The sequence below is a fragment of the Pseudomonas sp. LG1D9 genome (assembly GCF_002949995.1).
GTDB lineage: Bacteria > Pseudomonadota > Gammaproteobacteria > Pseudomonadales > Pseudomonadaceae > Aquipseudomonas > Aquipseudomonas proteolytica.
The window spans coordinates 3767200-3793400 of sequence record NZ_CP026881.1 but is presented as its reverse complement, the minus strand read 5'-3'; the positions used below and the strand labels follow the sequence as shown (position 1 = coordinate 3793400).

Below are 26201 nucleotides of genomic sequence, written 5' to 3'. Positions count from 1 at the left end.
CATACGTGAGCCCGCGCAAAAATAATAACGAGGCAATAACGATGACCGATGTACGTACACCTGCTGCCGAAAATCCAGCTTCTGTCACGCAAACCGTAACCACCGGCTGGAGCAAGCACGACACCACCTGGATGCTCGGCCTCTACGGCACCGCCATCGGTGCCGGCACCCTGTTCCTGCCGATCAACGCCGGGGTCGGTGGCTTCTGGCCATTGATCATCCTGGCGCTGCTGGCCTTCCCCATGACCTTCTTCGCCCACCGTGGGCTGACGCGCTTTGTGCTGTCGGGCAAATCCGGCGACATTACGGACGTCGTGGAAGAACATTTCGGCGTTGGCGCCGGCAAGCTGATTACCCTGCTGTACTTTTTCGCCATCTTCCCGATCCTGCTGGTGTACAGCGTCGCGCTGACCAACACCCTCGGCAGTTTCATGGAACACCAACTGCACATGACCCCGCCCCCACGGGCGATCCTGTCCCTGGTACTGATCCTCGGCCTGATGGCCATTGTGCGTTGCGGCCAGGGCGTGATCGTCAAGGCCATGAGCGTGCTGGTCTACCCATTTGTCGCCGCCTTGCTGTTGCTGGCGCTGAGCCTGATCCCCAACTGGAACGGTGCGTTCTTCGCCTCGGCCAGCGAGGGCATGCCCCTGCCGGCATTCTTCAAGACCCTGTGGCTGGCGATTCCGGTGATGGTGTTTTCGTTTAACCATTCGCCGATCATCTCGGCATTCGCGGTGGACCAGAAACGCGTGTACGGCGCCCAAGCCGAACGCAAGAGCAGCGGCATCCTGGCCATGGCCCACGGCATGATGGTGCTCACCGTGATGTTCTTCTGCTTCAGTTGCGTACTGGCACTGTCACCCGCCGACCTCGCGGCCGCCAAGGCACAGAACATCTCGATCCTGTCCTACCTGGCCAACCACTTCCAGACCCCGGTGATCGCCTACGCTGCGCCTTTGATCGCGCTGGTGGCCATCACCAAATCCTTCCTCGGCCACTACATCGGCGCCAGCGAAGGCTTCCAGGGCCTGATCGTCAAATCCCTGCGCGGGCGCAACCGCACGCTGTCGGCGCGCTGGCTGGAACGTTGCACCGCCGTGTTCATGATCCTCAGTTGCTGGGCCGTTGCCACCTTCAACCCAAGCATCCTGGGCATGATCGAAACCATGGGCGGGCCGATCATCGCGTGCTTGCTGTTCCTGATGCCGATGTACGCCATCCGCCGCGTGCCATCGCTGCGCCAGTATTCGGGCCAGGTATCGAATGTATTTGTGGTGCTGCTGGGGTTGATTGCGCTGTCTGCGGTCATTTTCTCGCTGGTGCCCTGAAACAGATCACCCTGTAGGAGCGGGTTTGCCCGCGATGGCGGTATGTCAGTCACTAAATGGTTGGCTGATCCACCGCAATCGCGGGCAAGCCCGCTCCCACAGGGGCAGCTCGTCGTCAGAAAGATGCCTGTACGGCACGCCCCTTGCTGTACACCCACTGAAGGAAAACGGAGCTTGTGACCGGCGGTCAGGCAACACGAACCAATCCTGATACCGGTCGTCAATCAGTGCATGTTCTTATCAGGCGGTAACGCACCATGGACAATCCTTTTCAGCTGATCACCGACACGTTCACCCCAAAATACCGGGTCAACCTGAGCATCCAGCGCCTGGACGGCAGCATCATGCTGACCCTCTCCGACGACAGCGGCGTGGTTGCCAAACGCATGATCAGCGCCGAACAGCGCAACGACCCACAACGCCTCAAACGCCTGGTGCAAAGCGTGCAATTCGGTATTGCCATTGAACAGGGGCACAGCGCCATGGAGATCCTGGCGGTGATGACCGACGGCGACAGTCACAAACTGCTGCAGCGCCCACCGAGCAACCGGCCGCCGATCACGGCCGGGCTCTGACTCAGGACTCGGACTTTTCCTTGACCGATGGGTAACGCGACGACGCAAAACGCACCACCAGGATGGCAAACGCCAACAGCAGAATCCCACCGCACAGGTAAATGATGCCCAGGTCCGGGGCATTGTGGTGAGACACGTCGCCGATCAGCAGACGGGTCAATGCGGTGATTGCCACGTAGAGCAGGAAGCGGATGGGCATGTGGTTGGTCTTGAAATAGATCCCCACCATGGCGCCCAACTCCAGGTAGATAAACAGCAACAGGATGTCATCAACGCTGATGCCACCTTTTTGCAACATGTCGATAAAGGTCAGCACAGCCGCATAGGCGGTGATTGCACCGATGCCAAACAGCGCCAGGTAGTGAAACGCCTCCACCGCCAGATTGCCCAGGGAATCTGCGTTTGCGTGCAAGCTTTTGCGCACTTTGTCGGCCCACTTCATTTCTGTCATTACTCACCACCACTGTTTAAAAAATAGCCAACTGTTTGCCATTGCCTAAGCCATGCTTTGGCCCGGGGATAATGCCCGTTTGGCATGACGATTTCTCTGCATGCAGAAAGAAGGCCAGAGATTGCAGAATGAGATGATGGTGGAATGACAGGAGACACGCATACAGAAAAACACATTAACTCTGAGCATCCGAGAGGCCGGTTTATCAGGGATACCGTTGGCGCGCATGCAAGACCGAGAGTACCCGGATGTAGTCCGTCACTTGATAAACAACCAGATAATTTGGATGAACCACCATCTCCCGCGTGCCGATAACACGTCCGGGTCGGTAAAGATGGGGCCTACGGGACAGAGCCAGTACAGAGGCTTCTATTGCCTGGTTTAGCTCAAGTGCTGCGACTAAATTGCGGTCGCTGATGTAACTAATAATTTGCTGGAGTTGCTCCCGCGCTGCGGGCGCCCACTCAATCAGCATCGCCTTTGTTGCGTTTGGATGCGATCAGGGCGCGCATCTCAGCCATCACCTCATCATGAGGAATACCTGGCCTTGGGTCATCAAGAGCGGCTTGCACCTTGGCGCGAAACCACCGGTCATAGCTGTCGGCCTGCTCTTCAGTCTCTGCGGGGGTAGCAGAAGAAAAGGAAGTGTCCATAAAAGCCTCCATTGTTGATGAAGAAGGAGTCTAGTCGTTGCTGTTTTGACTGTCGTGCTCAAAGCGATGAAGTGAGTCTGGGGGGTTGGGCATGGCGTATCTATTCTTGATCGAATGGATATCCTGCACCGTCTGCCGCCAAGCAGATTGGGTGACGGACCGGTAAGAAGAAACCCAGCACCCCGCCTCGACACAGGAAAGCAGGCGTAAAAACACCAGCGTTCTTGTTGGGGGTTGTTGCGCTATCTTCTACCGGGCCGACAAGCCCAATCGCTGCATACGCAGCGCCCGAGGAAGGTAAGCCACCGGACAAATCCAGCGCAACCCCGGCAAGTTGTCAGAAATTTTCCTTTGTAGCAAAGCCCCATTTCCCGACTACATTAAAAAGCTGCTACCCAAACCCCCTGGATTGGCTTATCCTTTTAGCTGTATATAAATACAGTAGTCGCAATAGACAACTATCGTGAAGGCATGTGAGGTGGTGAATGGCCGTCGAAGTGGTATACCGCAGCAGCCGAGATCTGGAGCGTTTGTTCATGGATAAAGCCGAAGCTGACCGTCATGACAAGATGCTTGAACTCGCTGAGTTGCTCGCAGAAGTGTTGCAAAAAGCCGTGCCGTCCCTGAGTGAGCAGCAGGTGGAGGAAGCCGGGATCTACATGGCGAAGAATCGCGATGTGTTTGCCAAGGCGTTCAAGAGCCAGCCGGATGCGCTGTCCGAGTTGCTGAACCCCGCGGCGGAATAAAGCCCGAATTGAACAGGCCCTGAATCGATGATTCAGGGCCTTTTTAATAAGTGCTAGGCGTACAGCAGGCGCTCGGCCAGTTCATCGGCGACCCGCGCGGGTGAGCGTTTTTCGGCTTGGGCGTGGGCGAAGATTTCGGTCAGGCGTGTACCGATGTTGGACAGGTGCGCGGTGATAGTCGCCAGGTCCGCGCCACCGTGCTTGAGGGCGACGTAGATCAGGCCGCCGGAGTTGATCACGTAATCCGGTGCGTAGAGGATGCCACGTGCCTCCAACTGGTCGGCCACTTGCAGGTGGGTCAGTTGCGCACTGGCCGAGCCGGCCACGGCGGCGCAGCGCAGTTGGGCGACGCTCTGGCGATTGAGCACCGCGCCCAGGCCGCAGGGCGCGAGGATGTCGCACGGGGTGCTGAGCAACGCATCGTTGGCAATCGGGTGGGCGCCCAGTTGCTCCATGGCCAATTGCACTTTGCCAGGGTCGATATCACTCACCAGCAATTCGGCGCCGGCGGCGTGCAGTTGTTCGGCCAGGGCGTAGCCGACGTTGCCCAGGCCCTGGATTGCCACTCGCAGGCCCTCCAGGTTGTCGCTGCCCAGGCGGGCCATGGCGGCGGTGCGGATGCCGGCGAATACGCCCATGGCCGCATGGGGTGACGGGTCGCCGGCGGCGGTGGTGCTGGTGACAAAACGTGTGTGCTGGGCGATGCAATCCATGTCGGCCACGGAAGTGCCGCTGTCGATGGCAGTGATGTAGCGGCCATCGAGCTGCTCGATACACCGGCCGAAGGCTTCGAACAACGCGGCGCGGCTTTCCACATGGGCGGGACGGATGATCACCGCGTTGCCGCCGCCTACCGGCAAGCCGGCCAGCGCGGCTTTGTAGCTCATGCCCTGGGCCAGGCGTGCGGCGTCGGCCACGGCGCTTTCGTCGTCGGGGTAAGCCAGATAGCGACAGCCACCCAGGGCCGGCCCCAGGCGACTGCTGTGAATGGCAATGACCGCCTTCAACCCGGTCACCGGGTCAACGCTCAGGTGCAGGGATTCAACGCGGGTGCTGTGCATGAGAGCAAACATCGTCGAGCTCCCGAATGACTGCTTGTAGTCGCCAAGTATAGGCCGCCGGGAAAAGGTTGCAGGAGCGCGCAGGAATAAGCAGCCCGTAATTACAGGCTTTGCGACATAACCAGGTAGGCCAGGTCCTAAGGGACTGGACGAAAGTTCTCGGCAAGGCTAAAACGGGACATCCGACGGAGAATGCAATGAATCCCCGCCAAGCCTTTTTCGACTGCCTGCACCGCTCGCCTCCGGCGCTGTTTGAAGCCGCCTTATGGATCGCTGCCGAGCACGACCCTACCGTAGAGCCACGGGCGATCCTGGCTGACTTCACTGCGCTGCACCAGCAGGTCAGCCTGGGCATGCCGCTGCTGCCGGCCGATGAACTGGGCCAGCCGTTGCTGCGGATAATGAATGACCTGGGGTTCGCCCAGGACGACTTCACCCCCTTGCGCCCCGCCGCCGCGCTGTTGGACAAGGTGTTGCAGCGCCGACGCGGGCAACCCCTGGCCCTGGGTCTGATTGCCCTGGAGTTGGCGCGGCGCCTGGGGATTCCCATGGCCGGGGTCAACTTTCCGGGGCACTTCCTGCTACGGGTGAGCGGTGCCGATCATTTGCTCGATCCCTGTGGCGGGCGACGGCTGTACCCCAACGACTGCCGCGAATTGCTGCAACGCCAGTACGGCCCCAATCTCAAGCTGCAAGCCGAACACTTGCGCAGCGCCGAACCGCGGCTGATCCTGCAACGGCTGTCGCGCAACCTGCGGCAACTGTACGTGGCCAATGACAATCACCTTGCGGCGCTGATCGATGCCGAACGGGTGCTGGAACTGGGCGACGCCAATGCCGCCGACTATCTGGCACGGGCCAGCCTGTACAAGCATCTGGATTGCCCGAATGCCGAGCGCTTCGACCTTGAGCATGCGCTGTTGCTCAGCGAGGATCCGGTGCAGCGACTCAGACTGACTGAACGCCTGGGCCACCTGCCACCTGGCGCGGTGGTGCATTGAATGGGGGCGACCGTAAGACCGCGTCGCACCCATCGCAGCCGCGCCGGGCTCGACAGTTCCCACAGGTAAGCATGGTGTTATTCAGGTTTTGAGGATATCGCCACGCAGTGAATCTTTTGGCGCCTTGGCCTCAGGCGAACGCACCTGAATGATCAGTAACGCGGCAATCACCGCCGGAATCGCACAGAAGAAGAAAATCTGCTGCACCGGTACATGCATCGCCAGCAGCATGCTGCCAAACAGTGGCCCCAGGATCGAACCAAAGCGCCCGACACCCAACGCCCATCCCGTGCCCGTGGCACGCACGTGGGCCGGGTAGAAGTTGCTGGCAAACGCATTGAGGGTCAACTGGCCGCCAATGATGCAAAAGCCCGCCGCAAACACAAATGCCACCAGGTAACGCGGGTTGTCGTGATTGAGCCCCAGCAGAATCGTGCACACCGCCGCTGCCGCCAGCACACCCGAGAGCAAGCGCACTTTGCTTTTCAGGCGGTCGGCAAACCAGGCCATGCCAATCGCGCCCAAGGTGCCGGCGAACAGGAACATCGAGGTCACCAGGTTGGCTTTATTCAAGGCCATGCCACTTTCCAGCAACAGTGACGGCAACCAGCTGATCATGAAATACAGCAGGATCAGGCTGACGAAAAAGGTCGACCAGATCAGCAACGTTGGCCGTGCATAACCATTGCGGAACAACTCCACCACCGTCAGTTTGCTGCCCTGTTCCTGGCGATTCTGTTGTTCGCTGGCCGCCGGTGCCTGCCAGCCGGGCAGCATGCGCGCCGTGACTTTCTGCAGGCGCGCATAGGGCGGCGCATCGCGCAACAAACGCGGTAAGGACTCAGGCAGCAGCCATGCCAGAAACGGGAACAACAGCAATGGCGTCACGCCACCAGCGAGGAACACCGCCTGCCAGCCGAAGCTGTCGATAAAGCCCGCCGCGACAAAACCACCCGCCGCCCCGCCGAACGAGAAGCCACAGGCCGCCAACGTCACCATCAGGGTGCGCATACGCGGTGGCGAGTATTCCGACATCAACGCCATGGCGCTGGGCATCGCGCCGCCCATGCCAATGCCGCAGATAAAACGCGCGACCATCAGCGTTTCGAGGGAATTGGCGAACACCATCAACACCGTGAGGCTGGCGTAGATCAGTACGCAAGCGAGCAAAATTCGGCGCACGCCGAAGCGATCAGCCAAGGGCGTCACGGCCAGCGAGCCGAGGGTCAGCCCCAGCAGGTTGGCACTGAACACAGGGCCGAAGGCGGCTTTTTCCAGGCCCCAGTCCTGGGCCAGGGCCGGGACCACGTAACCCAGCACCTGGGCATCGTAGCCATCGGTCACCAGCAACAACGCCAACAACAGAAGAATCAACCACTGATAGCGCGACACCGGACGGGCGTCGAGTGCCGCGCGAAAGCTGGCAATCTGATTGTGCATCGCAAGGTACCTGTTTTGTTTTTATGGGTATCACTTGTGGGAGCTGGCTTGCCTGCGATGGCGGTGTGTCAGTCAACACCGCCATCGCAGGCAAGCCAGCGCCTACATTGATCTAGGGGGTGTCAGGTTGGTTGGAGGGATGGGCCTGGATAAATGCAGGATGTTTGGCAGCCAAGGCTGCGACGCGCAGGATCCGTGGATAGTTGTCCAGCGCCACTTTGAAGCGCTCCGCCGCGTACAGCTGAGGGATCAGAAAGGTATCCGCCAAGCCAGGCTGCTCGCCAAAGCAGTAACCCTGGTCGCCGATCAATTGCTCGACGGCGCCCAGGCCCTGGCTGATCCAGTGCCCGATCCATGCCAGCAACTGCGCTTCGTCATGCCCCCACTGGCGCAGGAGGTTCTGGGTGCTGGAGTTGTGCAGCGGGTGAATATCACAGCCGATGATCGCGGCCACCGCGCGCTCATGGGCGCGGGTCGCCAGGTCCTCGGCCAGTAGCGCGGGCTGTGGATAACGCTCATCCAGGTACTCGATGATCGCCGGCGACTGGATCAGCAACTCGCCTTCATCGGTGCGCAAGGCCGGGACACGGCCCTGCGGGTTGATCGCCAGGTATTCGGGCTGGCGATTGGCGCCGCCCTTGGGTACCAGCAGGTTGACTGGCAGCGCAGTGAACGCCAGGCCCTTGAGGGCCAGGGCAATGCGCACCCGATAGGACGCCGTGGAACGGTAGTAGGTATAGAGTTCCATGCCCCTGCCCTCTTAGCGCGCCGCGACTATGGTGCCACGGCATTCGCCAAAGCCGATGGAGGCAAATCCATCACGCTGGCAGCGGGCACGCAGGATGATTTCGTCGCCGTCTTCAAGGAACTTACGCACCTCGCCCGAGGCCAGTTCAATCGGCTTTTTCCCGCCTTCGGTGATTTCCAGCAAGCTGCCGAACTGGCCGGCCGCCGGGCCCGACAAAGTGCCCGAACCAAACAGGTCGCCCGCCTGCAATTGGCAGCCGTTGACACTGTGGTGCGCAACCATTTGCGCCACGGTCCAGTACATGTGCTGGGTGTTACTCAGGGTCAGGCGATGGGCCGGCAGGTTCTGCTCGCGCATCGCGGCGGTGGTGAGCAGTACTTCCAGTTCGATATCAAAGCCACCAGCGGCCTGGTCGCGGCTGTCCAGCAGGTACGGCAGCGGTTGTGGATCACCGGCCGGCCGCGCGGGCTGGGCCTTGCGGAACGGTTCCAGAGCTTCGGCCGTGACCACCCATGGCGAGATGCTGGTGATAAAGCTTTTGGACAGGAACGGCCCCAGCGGCTGGTATTCCCAGGCCTGGATATCCCGCGCCGACCAGTCGTTGAGCAGGCAAAAACCGGCGATATGCTCGGCGGCGTCGCCAATGGCAATCGAGTCGCCCATGGCATTGCCCTGGCCGATCCAGATGCCCAGTTCCAATTCATAGTCCAGGCGTGCGCACGGGCCGAAGGTCGGTTCGCTGTGGCCGGCCGGCAGGGTCTGGCCCTTGGGCCGACGCACCTCGGTGCCGGAGGTGCGGATGGTCGACGCACGGCCGTGATAACCGATCGGCACGTACTTGTAGTTGGGCAGCAAGGGGTTGTCGGGGCGAAACAGTTTGCCGACGTTCTGCGCGTGCTCGATGCCGACGTAGAAGTCGGTGTAGTCGTTGATTTTCGCCGGCAGGTGCATCTGGCAATCGCTGGCCAGGGGCAACACCTGAGCGCCCAGGGCTTGCAACTTGGCCTGCTGGTCGCTGCCCTCGGCCAGCAATTCCAGCAGGCGTTCGCGCAGGGCAACCCGCGGGCCGCGGCCCAGTTCGAAGAAGGCGTTCAATTGGCCGCCTGCCATGGCGTCGATGGCGCGGCGCGCTTCACCGTCAAACAGCTCACGGGCGGCCTGCAGATCAAAAATATGCTCGCCAATCGCCACGCCACTGCGCGGCGCCGAACCATTGAGGCTGAAGATGCCCAGGGGCAGGTTCTGCAGGGGGAAATCCGTGTGACCGTTGGCCGAGGCCACCCAACTACGGGTGAGAGTGGACTGAGTCATGGTTTATCTCCGATTCGGGTTGAAGGTTGCCGGCAACGTGGCCCAGCAAGCGTCGTAAGTGTTTTGCAGTTGCGGGCAGTCCAGGGCGAACCGGGTCGGGCGCAGCACCTGGCTGGTCTCGAACATGAAGGCCATGGTGTTATCGATCTTGTGCGGCGCAAGGTCCACGGCGATGGCCTTGGTGCAGGTCTCACCATCCGGGCCGTGGGCGCTCATGCAGCTGTGCAGCGACGCGCCGCCCGGCAGGAAGCCTTCGGCCTTGGCATCGTAGGCACCCTGGATCAGGCCCATGTATTCGTTCATCAGGTTGCGGTGGAACCACGGTGGCCGGAAGGTGTTCTCGGCCACCATCCAGCGCGGCGGGAAGATCACGAAGTCGAGGTTGGCCAGGCCATGGACGCTGGTGGGCGAGGTCAACACGGTAAAGATCGACGGGTCCGGGTGATCGAAACTCACCGTACCGATGGTGTTGAAGCGGCGCAGGTCGTATTTGTACGGCACGTTGTTGCCGTGCCAGGCCACCACGTTCAGCGGTGAGTGGTCCAGGGTGCAGCCCCACAGCTCGCCGAGGAACTTCTGCACCAGGGGCGTGGGTTGGGACAGGTCTTCGTAGTGGGCGACCGGGGTCAGGAAGTCCCGCGGGTTGGCCAGGCCATTGCTGCCGATCGGCCCCAGGTCCGGCAGGCGCAGCGGTGCTCCGTGGTTTTCGGCAACGTAGCCGCGCGCCTGGGCATCCAGCAGTTCGATGCGAAATTTCAGGCCCCGAGGCAGCACGACGATTTCCAGCGGCTCGACCTCCAACACGCCCAACTCGGTGGCGATGCGCAGGCGGCCTTGCTCGGGAACGATCAACAGTTCGCCATCGGCGTTAAAGAACACGCGCTCCATGGAGCGGTTGGCGCGGTAATGATAGATGCTGATGCCTGAGGGCTTTTCGGCGCCGGAGTTGGCCACCATGGCCACCAGCCCATCGATAAAGTCGGTGGGTTCTGCGGGAACATCCAACGGGTTCCAACGCAGGCGGTTAGGCGTGACCTCACCCAGCGGGCCACCGGCCAGTTGCCGTTCCAGTTTGATGAATGCCGGGTGATTGGCCGACGGCTGGATGCGATACATCCAGGTGCGCCGGGCTTCGCTGCGCACCATAGTGAAGGCGGTGCCGGAGAACAGCTCGGTGTACAGCCCGTAGGGCGCTTTTTGCGGGGAGTTCTGGCCGACCGGCAGTGCACCTGGCAAGGCTTCGCTGGCGAATTCATTGCCAAAGCCCGATTGATAATCGAGGGTCATGGATCGTCCTCAGTAAGGAAGTTGTTTTTATCGTAATCCAGTTACGCATAACGTAATTTGCTCCGTATCGACCGTCAAGCTATAAAGACCGCCATTCGTCTTTGGGACACACGTTCTCCATGGAAAAGCCGCCCGCCCCCCGCGACACCGGTAAACAGAAAGTCCGCTCGGCCGAAGTCGGCACCGACATCCTCAAGGCCCTGGCCGAACTGTCGCCGGCCACCTCCCTGTCGCGCCTGGCCGAACATGTGCAGATGCCCGCCAGCAAGGTCCACCGCTACTTGCAGGCCCTGATTGCCTCGGGCTTTGCCGAGCAGAACACCGCCACCAACCATTACGGCCTGGGTCGCGAGGCCCTGCGCGTGGGGCTGGCGGCGCTGGGCAGCATGGATGTACTGAAAGTCGCCACCCTGCCCCTGGCGCAGTTGCGCGATGAGTTGAATGAAACCTGCTTTCTCGCGGTGTGGGGCAACCACGGCGCGACCGTGGTGCATATCGAACCGGCTGTACGCGCGGTCACGGTGGTGACGCAACTGGGGTCGGTGCTGCCGCTGCTCAGTTCCTCAACCGGGCTGGTGTTCAGCGCCTTCTTGCCAGAGCGCGAAACCGTAGACCTGCGCGCGCAGGAGATCGAGGCCGGTACCGCCCATGCGCTGGCGGATGACCAGGCGTATAGGCAGGCCTGTGAGCAGATTCGCCAGCGTGGCCTGCACTTTGTGCATGGCTTGCTGATGCCGGGAGTCGATGCGCTGTCGGCGCCGGTGTTCAACGCGATGGGGCAGGTGGTGGCGGTGATGACCGTGGTGGGGCCGACCTCGTTGTTCCATGCCGATGAAGATGGGCCGGCGGCCAGGCAATTGCTTGCGGCGAGCCAGGCGGTGAGTTGGCGGATGGGGTATCAGCCCTGACTGCACGCACGCGGGTAAATGTGGGAGCCCCCACTACCTCTTCGACTTAGCGCTGTCGCGCATCAAACTGGATTCCCTGTGGCGAGCGGGCTTGCCCCGCGCTGGGCTGCGCAGCAGCCCCAAAACCAGTCTCTGCGCAGTATCTGGTACACCGCATTCGTCCTTTATTAGGGGCGCTACGCGCCCCAGCGCGGGCGATGCGGCGTTCCGACAAGCCCGCTCGCCACAAAAAACAGTCACTTAAGTAAAAAATTTAATCCTTTAAAATCAACAATTTATTTTATTTTTGATAAGAGCTGGCTTGCCTGCTCCTGCATGCTGAGCTGCGTTGCTTGAAAATCAGGCCATCAGGCCCAGGGTCTTGGCCTTGGCCACCGCCTGGGTGCGGCGCTCCACCCCCAGCTTGCTGTGGATCCGCCGGGCATGGGTCTTTACGGTGTGCAGCGAGATAAACAACAGATCGGCAATTTCCAGGTTGGAGTTGCCCAGCGCAATCAGTTGCAGCACCTCCAATTCGCGCTGGCTCAGGGGGTTTTCTCCAGGTGCCGCCACCGCCTCTTGAGGTTCAAGCCCCAACTCACAGAGCAACCCCGGCTGGCGCAGGCGCAGTTCACGCACCGCCTGCTGCACCTGGCAGCGCGCCGCCAGGGCCAGCCCGGTTTGCAGCGAGCGCACCGCGTTCGCTCGCTCGCCCAGTTGCCAGGCCACCTCGCCCAACACCAAGTGCAGTTCCACCTCCAGGCATTGCATGCCGCGCTCGCGGGCAGTGTCGAGCAAGGCTGTGAGCCGCTGGATGGGCTGCTCGGCCTGGCGCAGTTTGACTTGGGCCAGCACCAACAGGTATTCCAGCCGGGGGATCAGTTCCAGGGTTGCCGGCGGTGCCTGTTTGGCCTGGGGGCCGTGATAGTGGCGCAGCACCCGGCTGACCGCTTCCTGGGTCAGCTCGGCCCGCCCCTGCTGTAACCAGAAATGCCCGCTGAGCAAGAGCAACACCGCCCGGTACACCGTGTCGGGCACGTGCCGGCGTTGCATCAGGCGTTCGGCGTCACGTAGCTGGATAAACGCCTGGGCGTAATCACCACGATTGGCCGCCAGCATCGCCATCCCAAGGAAACCATAGAGCACACGCTTGTCCTGGCTGTGCAAGCACATGCCCAGGCCGGCTTCGAGGCACTCGGTGGCCAACGCATCATGCCCCTGGCGCAAGGCCAGGTGGCCACGGCGCAAGGCTATCCGGCCCATCAATGGCCCCGCCTTGAGGCGCTGCTGCACCAGCATCGCCTGCACACCTTCCAACAGGCTCTGGGCCCGGTACGGTGCGCCTCGCTGTTCCAGCAGCTGCGCATGGTCAAGTTCCAGCACCGCCTCCAACAGCAACGAACCGTTGGCCCGCGCCAGGCACAACGCCTCACGGTTGAGGGCCTGGGCCACGTCCAGTTCGCCGCGCAGCAACGCTTGCTGGGTCAGGCCCGACAAGCACATTAACCGCGATGTCCAGGCGCTGTCCGGCAAGTCATTCAACGCCTCCAGAAAATGCCCGCGCGCAGGTACCGCGTCCCCCCCAAGATGCAACAACCACCCCCACTGCGCCTGCCAGCGCGCCAGCAGATGCCGTTGCAGGGCGGCCGTAGGTTGCGGGGTGAAGCGCGCCAGTTGGTCGATACATTGCGCGGCCTGGTCGAAACGCCCGGCAAACAGCAAGGCGGCGGTGACCAGCCCCACCAGTTGCGCCGAGCCGAGCATCAACTCGTCGCCATGTTGCTCATGCAGACGCAACAACAGCACGGCGTTTTGCTGGCGGAACAAGTCTTCAAAACTGAAGTGCTCCAACAGGCTGACCGCCACTTCGTATTCCTCAGCCAACAGCGCCTGCTCAAACGCCGCCTGCCAGTCCTGGGCCGCGGTGAACCATTGGCAGGCGCGCCGATGCCAGGAGCGCCGGGCCGGCCACGGTTCGTCGCGCAGCAACTGGGCCAGGGGCGGGAAGACCTGCAGCCAGTCTGGCGAATCGTCCCAGGGCTCGATGAACGCACCCAGGGCCTGAAGGTCGCGCAGGTAGCCGGCGCCATCGCCAAACCCGAACAAGTGCTCGCACAGTCCCGGGTTGAAACGCGGCAGATGTGCCAGGACGCGCCAGGCCTCCTCCAATTCTTCGGGCAACGTGCTGAACAGCTCGTGTTGCAGGTAATCGAGCAAGGTTTGCGAACGCCCATGCCAGGCGCCGCTGTCGGGATGGTTGTCGCCTTCGAGCAGGGCGATACGCACGCCTGCGCACCAGCCCGCAGAAAATTGCAGGACTTTGTCGGCAGACTGCCCGGCAGCGGCGTGGTGATCGAGCAGTTGCTGGACCTCGCGCTGATCGAACGCCAACTCGGTGCCGCCCCATTCCCACAGCTCATCATCGAGCAGCAACCGCGGCCAATTGCACGCCGGCCGACGTCGCGCGCCCAGCCACCAGGTCAAGGCCGGGCTACTCGAGGCCAGCAGCCGATCGAGCAAAGCATCCAATGCGGGCGCCGCCACCCGGCAATAGTCATCGAGAAACAGCCAGGCTGGCGTTTGCCAGCGGCTCAGGTCCAGCAACAAGCTGGCTTCATCGACAAACGCCAGGCCCAGGCTTTGTGCCAGGCGCTGGCACAGAGCATGAGGGTCCAATGCCGTACCGTTGAGCGCCAACCAATACACCTGGCAGCTCGCCGGTGCCTGCTGGGCGCATTCAGCCAACAAGGCGCTCTTGCCGCTGCCGGCCGGCGCGCACAGCAACCTTACCCGCGCCTGCGTCCCTAGCAACGGGTCGGCCAGGCGGCGGCGCAGCAAATGGTGGGAAGACAAACGTGGCATGAATCCAGGACGATCCAGGCGACGGGTCATGGCGGTCATTACAGCGTCCCTTTTTTATTTTTATGCGGCGTGCGGCCTACCGTAGTCCCCTCGATGGGCGTTGTTGAAGAAGTATTCAGCGGGCTGATTGCCGGGCATAAAAAAGCCGGGCTTCAAAACAAGCCCGGCACGATCAAAGGTAAGCCAGCTCCCACAATGATTGGGTCTACAACCTTGGATCAGCGGACGCCCGAGGCGCGCAGGGCCGAAGGGGTGTAGTCCGCCGCCTTGGCATTGAAGCCGAACACGAAACTGCTCTTCTCCTCGTTCTTCATGCCCAGGGCGATGTAGCGCCCGGCGATGATGTCGTACAGGGTCTCGACGGTGTAGGCCGGGGTCTGGTGGTTGTAGTAGAACTGCGCGTGACCTTCGGCAACGCGCCACAGTTGGCCACGACCGTCGTAATGATCCACCAGCGCCACCTGCCAGCTGTCTTCATCGATGTACATATGGCGCTTGGCGTAGATGTGCCGCTCGCTCGGCTTGACGGTGCCAACCACCTCCCAGACCCGGTGCAGTTCGTAGCGGGTCAGGTCCTGGTTGATATGCCCGGCCTTGATGATGTCGTCGTACTTGAGCGAAGGCGAGTCGAGCTTGTAGGCGTTGTAGGGAATGTACATTTCCTTCTTGCCCACCAGCTTCCAGTCGTAGCGATCTGGCGCACCGGAGAACATGTCGAAGTTATCCGAGGTACGCAGGCCGTCGGACGCGGTGCCCGGCCCGTCGTAGGCCACTTGCGGTGCGCGGCGTACGCGGCGTTGGCCGGCGTTGTAGATCCACGCCAGGCGCGGTTCCTTCACCTGGTCGAGGGTTTCGTGTACCAGCAGCACGTTGCCCGCCAGGCGCGCGGGGGCGGTGACCGACTGTTTGAAGAACGTCAGCACGTTGGCGCCCTTGGCCGGGTCCATGTCGGGGATCAGTTGCGGCACCGCCACTTCTTCTTCAAAGCGGATCGGCGTGTAGCTGCCGTTGGTCTGCGGTGTGGCCTGGGTAATGATGCGCCGCAGGTTGCCGCCGTGGTAACGGGTGATGTGGTTCCACAACACCTCGACGCCAGTCTTCGGGATCGGGAAGGCGTAGTAACGGTTGCCGGTGAAGTTCTCCAGGCCGTTGCCGTCGTTGATCGACTTGACGTTGAGTGCGCTGCGCTTGATCGACTCGTAGATATCGTCGGGCAGGTTGACCGTGCGGTGGGTGGTGTAGACCGGGATTTTGTAAGTCTCGGGGTAACGTTTGAACATCGCCACCTGGCCATCCGACAGCTTGTCCTTGTACTTGTCGACCGTGGCGGCGGTGATCACAAACAGCGGTTTTTCATTGGCGAACGGGTCGGCCAAAAAGCCCTTGCTGTCGACTGCACCGGCGTTTTTCGGGATGCCACCGGTCCAGGCCGGGATCGAGCCATCGGCATTACCGGCCATTTGCGCGCCGACCGGAGTCAAGGTGGTCCCAAGCTTGGCGGCTTCTTCCGCTGACACGGCAGCCATCACGTTGGCGGCCAACAGGCTGAGGGCCAGTACGCCGCACTGCAAAATCATCTTACGCATGGTTATTGTCCTTGTTCTTTTTTAGCCGAATCAGAAGTTCACGCCAAAGCTGAGGGCGAGGAAGTCACGGTCGGTCAGGGTGTTGTAGTCACCGCCAAAAAAGTCGGTGTAGCTCAAGCTCGCGGTGTAGGTGTTGCGATAGTCCGCATCGACCCCGACGCTGAGCGCCTTGGCCCCCTCGTTGAACAGGCCGTTGGGGCCATAGCCCTTGACGTCATGGGACCAGGACAGGTTGGGCTTGAGGTTGATCCCGGCGATCACGTTGTTGTAATCAAGAATGGCCCTGGCGCGATAACCCCAGGACGTCGCCGTGACGAAGCCGTCGGTATCACCACCAAAGCCGTACTGGCCGTAGACCGAATCGCGGCCGTAGCGCAGCTTGGTTTTGTTCTCCAGCCCGCCCACCCGCACGATGGCCGCCTCGCCCACTACAGTCAGGCGTTCGGCGCCCAGCACCTGGTCGAAGAACTGGGTCATGGTGGTTTGGAACTGGGTGATTTCCTTGCGCCGGTAGCCGGTGTTGTCGGCACCGAATGAGCTGCGAATGGGTGACACGGTGTTACCGGCAATCGGGTTGACCAGGGCCAGGGTCAGGTCTGTGGTGTTGAGTTGCACTGGCGCGTTGGGACGGTAGCTGATTTCCCCGGTCCAGGCCGTGCCGGTGGGCAAGGTGGTGGAAAAGCTGGCGCCGTACAGGCGGATGTCTTCCGGGTAATCCAGGTAGTACTGGCCGCGGCCGAGCATCACGCTCTGCGCCAGGCCGGCGCCACTGCCGGGGGCAATGCCGTTGGCGGTATTGATGATATTGCCGATGGTCGCAAGGTTAGTGTTGGCCGTGAGCGTGCCCACGGTCGGCGTGCGGCTGTGGTAATTCATGAAGTACAGGCCGTACTCGGTGTCATCGCCGAGCCAGCGCAACGCCATGCCGAACTGCCCGGAATCCCGTGCATCACGGTCGGCGGCGCGGCGCACGATCACCCCTTCATCGGTCACGCCAAACCCCTGGCCGAACGCGGCGGCCACCGGTTGCAGCGGGCGGATCGCCGGGCTGCCGACGGTGTAGTTGTCGGTGCAGCCATCGGCCGCCACGTCGCCACCAAAGAAGGTGCCGCAGTTGTCCAGCACCGTCTGGTCCCACTCCAGTTGGTAGAAGCCTTCCACGGTCAGTTGGTTGGTCAGGCCCTGGGAGGCGAACAGCATGTTCACCGGAATCAGGCCTTCCTTGATCTCGGCGCCGGGCCGGCGGAAGGCCGAGACGTCGATAGGGTTGATGCTGTTGATGGAGTTGCCGATGAAGGTACTTTCGCCCCAGCTGACCACCTGTTTACCGGCGCGCACGGTGCCCGGCAAATCCCACAGGGAGTAGTTGTGATAGACGAAGGCATCGAGGATCTGCGCCCCGCTGGATTTGGAGCCTTCCTTGCGGTTGTGGTCGCTGATGGGCTTGAACTCGCGGTCTTCGTCCTTGAGTTCGAAGTCGTACCAGTATTTGCCCCGCACAAACACACCGGTATCGCCGTACTTGAGCTCCAGGTCGTGCAGGCCCTTGAAGATTTTCGAGAAGGTCTCGCCTTTCTTGAAGTTCAAGCGCCCGTCATCCCCAGTGGAGGCCTGGCCACTGCCGCCATTGACCGTGCCCACCAGCTTGCGGTCGGCATCGCGCATGCCCCAGCTGGCACCTACCGACAGCGACGAATCGAATTGCCCCTCGATCTCGCCGATGTTGAATGAAACAGCCTGCGCCTGAACGCAGCAACCCAAAGCAACCGCAGCGGCCAGCGCCTGTGGCCTGAAGATGGCGCGCATTGTTGTTTTTGTCATGCGTCTTCCCCGGTGGTGTGACAGAAGGCCCCACCCTACTGCCCGCCATCAGGAGCGATAAGCGCACCAAGGAGGTATTCGTTTTGTCGCTCGAAAGGATTAGCGCAGGCTCTAGCGCGGGTATTGGCGGGGCTATCGACGTAGTGGATGAAGGGTTATCAAGAGAATGGATAACCCCACGCCCCCTGTAGGAGCGAGCTTGCTCGCGAAGAACGTGAGTACGCCGCGTTAAACCAGACAAAACGCGTCATCGTTCACGTTTTTCGCGAGCAAGCTCGCTCCTACAGGGGGTAGTCACTGTTGTTGTTTTGGTAATAGTCCTTGTCCTGAATCAGTATTTTTCATTCCGCTACAAGGGACTATTCTTACCGGGCCTTCAGAACAAACCATCCGTTTCCTGGAAGCCAGTCTTCAACAGATTGAAGCGAATTTTCAGTCTGTTACCCGTGTTCACTGACGTTGATTTGTAGCTCCTTGATCCAACGTCTTACTTCGGCCGCTGCGTATGCAGCGGCCTTTTTTATGCCTGAAACAAAGCGGGGCGCCATCAGCGCCCCGCAGGATTGAATGTTTTTCAGGTAACGATCAGAGGCTGTATTTCTGCAGGTTGTCCATCATCTCTTTCAGGGCTTCGATGTTGTCCTTGGGATGGGCCGCCCCTTCAAAGTCGCAGATCTGCTGCCAGTGCGCCGCCACATCCTCTGGCGAGAAGCCGGCCTCGGGATCAAAGCCCACGCCCAGGCTGCGCTCCCAACGGGTCTTGCCGATCCAGCCGCCGCCCACTTCGAACAGCCCGGAAGTTTCCTGGCACGCCTCGCTGCCCAGGTACACCACCAGCGGGCTGACCAACTCGGGCTTGAGGCGCTCGAACACCTGTGGCGGGATCAGGCCTTCGGTCATGCGCGTACCGCCCGTGGGCGCGATGGCATTGACCAGGATGTTGTTCTTGCGCCCTTCCAACGCCAGGGTGCGGGTCAGGCCATACAGGCCGAGCTTGGCCATGCCGTAGTTGGACTGGCCGAAGTTGCCGTAGATGCCCGACGTCGACGCGGTGAAAATTACCCGGCCATAACCTTGCTCGCGCATATGCGGCCAGGCAGCGCGGGTGACTTTGTAGGCACCTTCGACGTGCACGCGGTAAACCAGGTCCCAGTCGCCGTCCTCCATTTTATGAAAGGTCTTGTCGCGCAGGATCCCGGCGTTGTTCACCACCACGTCGATGCGGCCAAATACATCGAGGGCGTGTTGCACAATCTTTTCGCCGTCGGTCACCGAATCATGGTTGGCCTCGGCAATGCCCCCGGCCTCGCGGATCTCGGCCACTACGCGGTCGGCGGCCGAGGCGTTGGCGCCTTCGCCCTGAGTCGAGCCGCCAAGGTCGTTGACCAGTACCTTGGCCCCGTGCCTGGCGAACAGCAGCGCATGGGCACGACCCAAGCCACCACCGGCCCCGGTGACGATCACGACTTTATCTTGGAACTGCACAGACTCACTCATAGGGAACTCCAGCGAAGACAGTGGACGATGGGTTGAGTGTCAGGCACGGAGCTTGTGGTCACAATAAATACGGGCGGGGGTGAATGGTGCGCAATAAGGTACGGGGATGATCGGCTCGTGTAGAAGCTGGCTTGTGTGGGAGCTGGCTTGCCTGCGATTGCATCACCTCGGTGCAACTGACTTACCGAGGTACCCGCATCGCAGGCAAGCCCGCTCCTGCATAAGCCAGTTCCCACAGGCGATCCTGGTTGCTTTCAATGCCCTCGCGAAACGCCAGGTAATGCTTGAGCACCTGGACCGGCGCCTCCACCTGCGGGTAGTGGCCGATATTGGCCAGCAATACCGTGTCGGCATCCGCTATCAGCTCGCGGTAGCGCGCGACCATATGCCCGCCGGAAATCGGGTCTACCTCGCCATCGATAACCCGCAACGGTACTTCGCCGCGTTGCATGGCCGCCACCCAGCGCTCGCGTTGTTGACGGCGCTGGGGGATGTAGGCGATGAGTTTGTGCAGGATCCGTGGGCCGTCGTTGTTTTCGATCAGGCTCCAGAAGTCATCCAGAGCGCTTTCGCTGGGGCGGGTGCCGGGGCCGAAGATCTGCTTGAAACTGTCAGCCAGGGCGTTGCGCCCGAATGCACGGCCGATCATCCAACCCAAGGGGCTGAGCAATAGTTTTTGCACCAGCGCCGCGCGGTGGGTCTCGGGGAAGAGCCCGCCATTGAGAAAGACACAACTGGCCAGTTGGAAGCTGCCCTCGTAGTGCCGGGCGAGCAGTTCCTGGGCCACGCTGTCGCCGTAGTCATGGGCCATGATATGCACCGGCTGCTGCACGCGCAGATGGGCCAGCAGGGCCTGTTGCAGATCAGCCTGCTCCAGCAGGCAATAGGTGTGGTCCAGGGGCTTGGCCGAGTCGCCAAACCCGAGCATGTCGCAGGCAATCACCAGGTTGCGCTGGGCCAGGGGCTGCCAGAGGTAATGCCAGTCCCAACTGGCGCTGGGGAAGCCGTGGATCAGCAACAATGGCTCGCCCTGGCCGGCCACCCAGTAACGGATGGTCTGCCCGCGAAAAACAAAACTCTGCCCGCGTTTGCGCCAGGCACGCAGCGGAATCTCGGCCAGTGGCATTAGAGTCGGTATCCAGGGTCTTGTGTATCGAGTTTGCGCAACAGCGCCGGCCAGGCCAATGCACCACCCATGCCTTGGGCGCTTTTGGTTACGCCAGCGATCATCGCCTTGGCCCCCGCCAGAATCTGCGGCTCGATGGCGATCAATTCGGCCCCGCCGTTTTGCGCCAGTACCTGGATATCGCAGGCGCGCTGGAAGGTGAACATCATCAGGAAGGTATCGGCGATGGTCGCCCCGCAGGTCAGCAGGCCATGGTTGTGCAGCATCAGAAAATTGTTCGGCCCCAGGTCGGCTTGCAGGCGGGCCTTTTCCTCGTGGTTCAGCGCGACGCCTTCGTAGGCGTGATAGGCCAGGCTCGACAGCACGAACAGCGACTGCTGGCTGATGGGCAGCACGCCCTGCTTCTGCGCCGACACCGCCACGCCGGCTGCGGTATGGGTGTGCAGCACGCAGACCACGTCGTGACGTACTTCGTGTACCGCGCTGTGAATGGTGTAGCCCGCCGGGTTGATCTCGTAGGGGCTGTCCATCAGTTTGTTACCGGCCTGGTCGACCTTGACCAGACTGGAGGCGGTGATCTCGTGGAACATCAGCCCGAAGGGGTTGATCAGGAAGTCTTCAGTGCCGGGTACCTTGGCCGAGATGTGGGTGAAAATCAGATCATCCCAACCATGCATGGCCACCAGGCGATAGCACGCGGCCAAGTCTATGCGGGCCTGCCATTCGGCAGCGCTGACCTGGTCTTTAACACTCTGTGTCGATTGAACGGGGGCTAGGCTCACGGCAATGACCTCGACGCTGTGGTGTTTTTATTATTTTTAGACTGAAGGGCCAGTCTAGTCAGACCTCGGGCACGCCGTAGTTGCGTTGGCAGCCAGCTTGATGACCGAGCGAGTCAACCGTGAGGATAGTTCGGATTCGTACAACGTGGTGTCAGAGAAGCGACGCCAATAAAGGTGCGGCGAACAGGTTGAGCAAGCCCGTAAGCACCATCACCAAGCCCGCCACCGAGCCCTCTTCGCCACCTACTTCATGGGCACGACTGACGCCAGCACCGTGGGCGCCCACGCCAAACAACGCGCCCCGCGCCAGGGCACTGCGCAGCGGCAGCCACTTGAGCAGCACCCCGCCAAGCAGGGCGCCGAACACGCCGGTGAACATCACGAATACCGCCGTGAGTTCCGGCACGCCGCCCAGGTCGTGGGCCAGGGGCATGGCAAAGGGCGTGGTGATCGAGCGCGGCACCAATGACAGGGTGACCGAACTATCCAAGGCCAACGCCTTGGCCAAGCCGAAAGAAGTCCCGATGGACGCCGCGCTACCCGCCAGCATGCCCAGCAGCAATGCCGACCAGTGGCGCATCAATAACTGGCGCTGCTGCCAGATCGGGATGGCGAACGCCACCGTCACCGGTCCCAGCACCAGCATCAGCCAATGGGTGTCGGTGGCGTACTCGGCATAGGCGGTGTTCAGCGGCACGGCCACCGCCAACAGCAGCGCGGGCACCAGGATCAGCGGCGATAGCAGGTAACGCCCGGTGCGCCGGTAGATCCAGCGGCTGAACCCGTAGGCCACAAGGGTCAGGGCCAGCCAGAACAGTGGCATCAGTTCAAGCTTCATCGCGCAGCTTCCAGCGGCAGACGAGTTCAACGGTAAATGCCGTGACCAACATCACCATCAGGGTGCTAAGGGCGATCACCAACATGATGCGCCAACCGTCATGGCGCATCAGCCCACCGTAATCGAGCAGGCTCATCAACGCCGGGATAAAGAACAGCAGCATTTCCGCCATCAACATACCAGCGCCCAATTGCAGGGCTGCGGGCTTGATCAGGCCACTGGCGAACACCAGCAACAGCAGGCCCAGGCCAATGACCCCGCCTGGAATCGGCCAGGCCAGCCACAGGGCTACTTGGCAACCCAGCAGGTAAATCGCCAGCAATACCAGCAACTCAACCAGCAACCGGCACACATATTTGAAGGTGAAACGTTTAGTAGACATGGGTTCCTCGCAGGCCCCCATGTTAAAGAGCCCCCTGGCATCCCCAAAGCGAATTGTTAGACTGCAAGCCATTCCAATCTGGAATTACCGTAATGGAATTCAAACAGCTGCGCAGTTTTATCGAAGTGGTTCAACGTGGCGGTTTTACCCAGGCCGGGAGAACCCTGCATATCAGCCAGTCCGCGGTGAGCAAGCAAGTGGCGCAACTGGAGCAAAGCCTGGGTACGCCGCTGCTCGACCGCATTGGCTCGCAGGTGCGCCTGACCGCCGCCGGGCATGTGGTGCTGCAACGGGCCGAGGCGATGCTGCGCCTGCAAACCGAATTGTTGAGCGAGTTGGACGACTTGAATCAGTTGACCCGTGGCGAGTTGCGCATGGGCCTGCCGCAACTGGGGGGCGACACACTGTTTGCCGAGTTGTTTGCCGAATATCGGCGACGCTATCCCAATGTCAGCATCCAATTGCTTGAGGGCGGCAGTCGCAATATCGAGCAGGCGATCCTCGCCGGGGAGCTGGACGTAGGCGGCAGCTTGTTACCCACCGATCCGGCGTTTGCCTGGCAAGCCTTCTGTGATGAACCACTGGATGCGCTGCTGCCCGTGGACCACCCGCTGGCGCAGCGTGGGCAGATTGGCTTGGAGGAATTGGCCGACACGCCGTTTTTGATGTATCAGCGCAGCTTTGTGCTCAATGACCGGCTGCTCCAGGCTTGCCAGCAAGTGGGCTTCACACCCCGGGAAAGCGGGCGCAGCGGCCAGGCGGATTTTCTCGTGGCACTGGTGGCTGCCGGCCAGGGCGTGGTGCTGCTGCCCAGTGTGGTCGCGCGCGGCCTGGAGCGCCCTGGTGTAGTGCGCCTGACACTCAGGGCGCCCGAATTCCTACGCTGGGACATCGCTTTTATCTGGCGCCAGGGCGCCTATCTGTCGAAAGCCGCCCTGGCCTGGCTGGCGTTACTACGTGAGTACCCGATCAGCCGCGCAGCGCCGTGACCAGCTCTGCCAGCCATGGCTCAGCATCGGCTTCCGGGGTGACGCTTTCGCTGGCATCCAGGCGCAGCATCGGCAGCACTTCGCGTACGCCCAACTCGCCGAACAGCTCGCGCATCTGCTCCCCGCCGCCACAGAATGTGTCGCCATAGCTGGCATCACCCAGGCCGATCACCGCACCTGGCAAACCGCGCCAGGCGGCGGGCAGTTGATCGCGGATTGTCGAATACAGCGGCATCAGGTTGTCTGGCAATTCGCCCATGCCGGTGGTGGAGGTTACGGCCAGAAAGGCGTCCGGGGCGAAGGCCTGCACATCGGCCAGGGTCGCCCGCGGGTTATGCCAGGCCTCGAACCCGGCTGCGTTGAGGAGACCCATGGCGTGGCGGGCAACTTCTTCGGCCGTGCCATAGACCGAGCCGGAAAGGATGGCGACTTTCATCAATCTGATCCTGTAGTTGAGTGAAAACCTGGGATATTAGCAGTTGGCAGCCGCGTGAGTTGTCTTACACTACGAAATCCACAAACACGCTATGGATCGCTCAATGATCAACGCCAAGCTGATGCAGATGGTGATCAATGCCTCTAACGACGGGATCACCGTGGCTGAGAGGGAGGGCAAGGACAAGCCCCTGATTTACGTGAACCCGGCCTTCGAACGCATGACCGGCTACAGCCTGGACGAAATCCTTTACCAGGATTGCCGCTTCCTGCAATCGGGTGACCGTGACCAGCCGGCCCTGATGGCCATCCGCGAAGCCCTGGACACTGGCGGCGCGTGCCGGGAAATCCTGCGCAACTTCCGCAAGGACGGCACGCACTTCTGGAATGAGCTGTCATTATCGACGGTTTACAATCAGGCCGATCAGCAGACGTACTTCGTTGGCGTGCAAAAAGATGTAACGGTTCAGGTCAAGGCCCAGCAGCGTGTAGCCCAGCTTGAAGCCCAGGTGGCGCAGCTTACAGCCGAGCTGGCAGCACTCCGGGCGACGAGCGGATCTAACAAACTTTAGAAAACACGGTCTTTAGGGTGATAATCAGTTTAATCACGCCTTTCCTTGAGCCACATCAATGCAACGCGACACGCTCTTGACCCAGGACGAACTGGACTTCATCCAGAACATGCACCACAACCCGCAACTGAATGTGCGGGATGTGTCGTCGAGCCTGACGGTCAATGGCGGCGCGCAGATCCGCGACTTGCTCACGCGCCTTGCGGCCCATGAACAGGTGACGATCCAGGCGCAGTTCGATAACCAGCAGATGACCTTCCCCCTGCAATTGGTGGAGGACGAGTTTCATGCCCTGCACCTTCGCCTGGGAGTACCGAGCATTTTCGAGGACGGGCCAATGATCCGGCCTTGGCGCCTGGTCCTCGAAGAGCCGGTCGCCCTGGAAAACGTCAAGGGCCAGCCCGGGGCGCTGTGGGTACATGAAGTATCGTTCAAGGGCTTGCTGGTACAGTCCCGTGGCCGTAGCAAACCACCCAGGACTTTCTCGATGTGGTTCAGCCCGTCCGGCTACGAGAGGATTGCGGTGCGTGGCACGCTGGAGCGCGAGACCGCTCGCGGGCTGTTTGCCTACCGCTTGAGCCAGGGTGATGTGGATGAAACCGAGCGCCTGCGCCAGTTCATCCTGCAACAGCACCGCCTGGCCCACCCTGAGGTGCACGCCTGATCTCAGGTATCCAGGGTTCCCCTTAAAAACTGCTGCAAGCGCCGCTGCATCAGCCTTCCCTCATTGCCCAGGCAGCCAATGGCAGTACCGGCCAGTAGCTGCTCGGCCATGTCCGAGGCATCACCGGCCAGCAGTAGCGGGCACTCCAGGGTCAGGGCCAATCGGGCCAACCGCTTGGGTAACTCATGGGTGGGTGAACGGTTGGAGAACAGCACCAGCGCCTGCGGGCGGGTCTTCTCGCAGATCAGTGTCAACTCATCCAGGGGCTGGCCCACGTTCAGCACATGCACGGCCAGTTCATCACCATTGAGCATGAGCCCCGCCACCAGCAATTCCAGTTCTCGGCATTCACCGGCAATGGCTGCCAACAGTACCTGCGGCGTACGGCCGGCGCGGGCCAGTTGCAGGCGCTGGGAAATTCGCGCGCGCAAGAAGCTGTCGAAAAACAGCCATTCGCTGGCCTGGCCAAAACGGCCCTGATGCCGCAGCAATTGGCGCCAAAGGGGCATCAGGATGTCCTGAAACGCCACTGAAGCGGGGTAGGCCGCAAAGACCTGCCCGTACAGGCGCTCCAGTTGCAGCTCATCAAACGCACCGATGGCCAGTTGCAACTGCTGCTGCCACTGCGCCCACTCAAGCTCACCGCTGCCTTCTTGTGGGTGTTGCAGTGAAGACAGTTGCGCATCATCCCGGGCGAGAATCTTGCCGACTTTGCTGACTGCCACGCCCCGCTCGATCCAATCCAGAATGCGATGAACGGTGTCGATGTCCTTCTGCGTGTACAGGCGATGCCCACTTTCGGTGCGCACCGGCTGGATCAAACCATAACGGCGCTCCCACGCACGCAGGGTGATCGGGTTGATACCTGTCAATCTTGCGACTTCGCGAATCGGGAACAACTCATCCGCAGCGGACAGGCCGTCATGCTCAAGACCGGGGGAAGGGGCTGTGATTACAGGCATAAAATGACCAGAAACTTATACGAAGTTGGATCCCATTTAACGCTTGTATACCTGTCTTTTTCAAGGGGCCTGCCCAGCCGTCCAATGCCGCTGGCGTATTTCGTCAAATCAGGAATAATCCTTGCCTGTTTTTCTGCGTCGCCGCCCTACCCTGCGGTTTCGCCAGGGACGCCACCTACCCGGTGCTGCGCTCC

Annotated in this window: 26 protein-coding genes; 8 read left to right on the top strand and 18 right to left on the bottom strand. The window is 61.3% G+C overall.

Annotation, left to right across the window (positions count from 1 at the left end):
• The first annotated feature begins 41 nt into the window (after nt 1–41).
• Nucleotides 42–1331, top strand: a complete 1290-nt coding sequence (locus tag C5F71_RS17780) for a serine/threonine transporter (protein ID WP_029295537.1) — start codon at nt 42–44, stop codon at nt 1329–1331.
• Between the two features lie 257 nt (nt 1332–1588).
• Nucleotides 1589–1906 (top strand): DUF3509 domain-containing protein, encoded by a 318-nt coding sequence (locus C5F71_RS17775; RefSeq protein WP_029295538.1) that lies wholly within the window; start codon nt 1589–1591, stop codon nt 1904–1906.
• A gap of 1 nt (nt 1907) precedes the next feature.
• Here C5F71_RS17775 and C5F71_RS17770 read toward each other — a convergent pair whose 3' ends face one another.
• From C5F71_RS17770 to C5F71_RS17760, 3 genes are all read right to left on the bottom strand, one after another.
• Nucleotides 1908–2357 carry a phosphate-starvation-inducible protein PsiE gene (locus C5F71_RS17770; protein WP_029295539.1) on the bottom strand — a complete coding sequence of 150 codons (450 nt, stop codon included), beginning with the start codon at nt 2355–2357 and terminating at the stop codon, nt 1908–1910.
• Nucleotides 2358–2562: 205 nt separating this feature from the next.
• Nucleotides 2563–2832, bottom strand: a complete 270-nt coding sequence (locus C5F71_RS17765) for a type II toxin-antitoxin system RelE/ParE family toxin (RefSeq protein ID WP_070996835.1) — start codon at nt 2830–2832, stop codon at nt 2563–2565.
• A complete protein-coding gene (locus C5F71_RS17760; protein ID WP_029295540.1) occupies nt 2822–3010 on the bottom strand; it encodes a hypothetical protein in 189 nt (62 codons plus the stop codon). The genes C5F71_RS17765 and C5F71_RS17760 overlap by 11 nt, the downstream gene beginning before the upstream one ends.
• A 485-nt stretch (nt 3011–3495) precedes the next feature.
• Here C5F71_RS17760 and C5F71_RS17755 point away from each other — a divergent pair, with 485 nt between their 5' ends.
• Nucleotides 3496–3756 carry a YebG family protein gene (locus tag C5F71_RS17755; protein ID WP_003188807.1) on the top strand — a complete coding sequence of 87 codons (261 nt, stop codon included), beginning with the start codon at nt 3496–3498 and terminating at the stop codon, nt 3754–3756.
• Nucleotides 3757–3809: 53 nt separating this feature from the next.
• On the opposite strand, the gene C5F71_RS17750 is transcribed toward C5F71_RS17755, so the two are convergent.
• Nucleotides 3810–4829, bottom strand: a complete 1020-nt coding sequence (locus tag C5F71_RS17750) for a Glu/Leu/Phe/Val dehydrogenase dimerization domain-containing protein (RefSeq protein WP_029295541.1) — start codon at nt 4827–4829, stop codon at nt 3810–3812.
• A gap of 185 nt (nt 4830–5014) precedes the next feature.
• Here C5F71_RS17750 and C5F71_RS17745 point away from each other — a divergent pair, with 185 nt between their 5' ends.
• On the top strand, nt 5015–5818 hold the full coding sequence (locus C5F71_RS17745) for a SirB1 family protein (RefSeq protein WP_104911630.1): 804 nt from the start codon (nt 5015–5017) through the stop codon (nt 5816–5818).
• 81 nt (nt 5819–5899) lie between these two features.
• Here C5F71_RS17745 and C5F71_RS17740 read toward each other — a convergent pair whose 3' ends face one another.
• From C5F71_RS17740 to hmgA, 4 genes are all read right to left on the bottom strand, one after another.
• A complete protein-coding gene (locus tag C5F71_RS17740) occupies nt 5900–7258 on the bottom strand; it encodes an aromatic acid/H+ symport family MFS transporter (RefSeq protein ID WP_092233628.1) in 1359 nt (452 codons plus the stop codon).
• 112 nt (nt 7259–7370) lie between these two features.
• Nucleotides 7371–8006 carry a maleylacetoacetate isomerase gene (maiA, locus tag C5F71_RS17735; RefSeq protein WP_029295544.1) on the bottom strand — a complete coding sequence of 212 codons (636 nt, stop codon included), beginning with the start codon at nt 8004–8006 and terminating at the stop codon, nt 7371–7373.
• Between the two features lie 12 nt (nt 8007–8018).
• A complete protein-coding gene (fahA, locus tag C5F71_RS17730) occupies nt 8019–9317 on the bottom strand; it encodes a fumarylacetoacetase (RefSeq protein WP_104911629.1) in 1299 nt (432 codons plus the stop codon).
• A 3-nt stretch (nt 9318–9320) separates the two neighbouring features.
• A complete protein-coding gene (gene hmgA, locus C5F71_RS17725; protein WP_104911628.1) occupies nt 9321–10604 on the bottom strand; it encodes a homogentisate 1,2-dioxygenase in 1284 nt (427 codons plus the stop codon).
• A 119-nt stretch (nt 10605–10723) separates the two neighbouring features.
• Between hmgA and C5F71_RS17720 the strand changes: the two genes are divergently transcribed.
• Complete coding sequence (locus C5F71_RS17720) at nt 10724–11512, top strand: IclR family transcriptional regulator (protein ID WP_070996823.1); 789 nt, start codon at nt 10724–10726, stop codon at nt 11510–11512.
• A gap of 339 nt (nt 11513–11851) precedes the next feature.
• On the opposite strand, the gene C5F71_RS17715 is transcribed toward C5F71_RS17720, so the two are convergent.
• The 8 genes from C5F71_RS17715 to C5F71_RS17680 all read right to left on the bottom strand — a co-directional run bounded on the left by C5F71_RS17715 (nt 11852) and on the right by C5F71_RS17680 (nt 22385).
• Nucleotides 11852–14392 (bottom strand): LuxR C-terminal-related transcriptional regulator, encoded by a 2541-nt coding sequence (locus C5F71_RS17715; RefSeq protein WP_104911627.1) that lies wholly within the window; start codon nt 14390–14392, stop codon nt 11852–11854.
• 179 nt (nt 14393–14571) lie between these two features.
• The gene (locus tag C5F71_RS17710) at nt 14572–15939 is read right to left on the bottom strand and encodes a DUF1329 domain-containing protein (RefSeq protein ID WP_029295549.1); all 1368 of its coding nucleotides are present in this window, start codon (nt 15937–15939) and stop codon (nt 14572–14574) included.
• A 30-nt stretch (nt 15940–15969) separates the two neighbouring features.
• The gene (locus C5F71_RS17705) at nt 15970–17760 is read right to left on the bottom strand and encodes a DUF1302 domain-containing protein (RefSeq protein ID WP_029295552.1); all 1791 of its coding nucleotides are present in this window, start codon (nt 17758–17760) and stop codon (nt 15970–15972) included.
• Nucleotides 17761–18345: 585 nt separating this feature from the next.
• Nucleotides 18346–19257 (bottom strand): SDR family oxidoreductase, encoded by a 912-nt coding sequence (locus tag C5F71_RS17700; RefSeq protein WP_029295554.1) that lies wholly within the window; start codon nt 19255–19257, stop codon nt 18346–18348.
• A gap of 181 nt (nt 19258–19438) precedes the next feature.
• Nucleotides 19439–20383 (bottom strand): alpha/beta fold hydrolase, encoded by a 945-nt coding sequence (locus C5F71_RS17695; protein WP_050492893.1) that lies wholly within the window; start codon nt 20381–20383, stop codon nt 19439–19441.
• On the bottom strand, nt 20383–21165 hold the full coding sequence (locus C5F71_RS17690; protein WP_029295558.1) for a class II aldolase/adducin family protein: 783 nt from the start codon (nt 21163–21165) through the stop codon (nt 20383–20385). Before C5F71_RS17690 ends, C5F71_RS17695 begins: the two co-directional genes overlap by 1 nt.
• Before the next feature lie 151 nt (nt 21166–21316).
• Nucleotides 21317–22003, bottom strand: a complete 687-nt coding sequence (locus tag C5F71_RS17685; RefSeq protein ID WP_029295559.1) for an LrgB family protein — start codon at nt 22001–22003, stop codon at nt 21317–21319.
• Complete coding sequence (locus C5F71_RS17680; protein ID WP_104911626.1) at nt 21993–22385, bottom strand: CidA/LrgA family protein; 393 nt, start codon at nt 22383–22385, stop codon at nt 21993–21995. Before C5F71_RS17680 ends, C5F71_RS17685 begins: the two co-directional genes overlap by 11 nt.
• 92 nt (nt 22386–22477) lie before the next feature.
• Here C5F71_RS17680 and C5F71_RS17675 point away from each other — a divergent pair, with 92 nt between their 5' ends.
• On the top strand, nt 22478–23374 hold the full coding sequence (locus C5F71_RS17675; protein WP_104911625.1) for a LysR family transcriptional regulator: 897 nt from the start codon (nt 22478–22480) through the stop codon (nt 23372–23374).
• On the opposite strand, the gene C5F71_RS17670 is transcribed toward C5F71_RS17675, so the two are convergent.
• Nucleotides 23355–23810: a flavodoxin gene (locus tag C5F71_RS17670; RefSeq protein WP_104911624.1), complete on the bottom strand. Its 456-nt coding sequence runs from the start codon at nt 23808–23810 to the stop codon at nt 23355–23357. The two genes, C5F71_RS17675 and C5F71_RS17670, sit on opposite strands and share 20 nt — an antisense overlap.
• A 103-nt stretch (nt 23811–23913) precedes the next feature.
• On the opposite strand from C5F71_RS17670, the gene C5F71_RS17665 reads away from it, so the two are divergent.
• Nucleotides 23914–24381, top strand: coding sequence for a PAS domain S-box protein (locus tag C5F71_RS17665; protein WP_104911623.1), 468 nt, complete (start codon nt 23914–23916; stop codon nt 24379–24381).
• A 58-nt stretch (nt 24382–24439) separates the two neighbouring features.
• Nucleotides 24440–25045, top strand: a complete 606-nt coding sequence (locus tag C5F71_RS17660) for a hypothetical protein (RefSeq protein WP_070996812.1) — start codon at nt 24440–24442, stop codon at nt 25043–25045.
• Between the two features lie 2 nt (nt 25046–25047).
• Here C5F71_RS17660 and C5F71_RS17655 read toward each other — a convergent pair whose 3' ends face one another.
• Nucleotides 25048–26007, bottom strand: coding sequence for a MerR family transcriptional regulator (locus C5F71_RS17655; RefSeq protein WP_104911622.1), 960 nt, complete (start codon nt 26005–26007; stop codon nt 25048–25050).
• Nucleotides 26008–26201 lie beyond the last annotated feature (194 nt).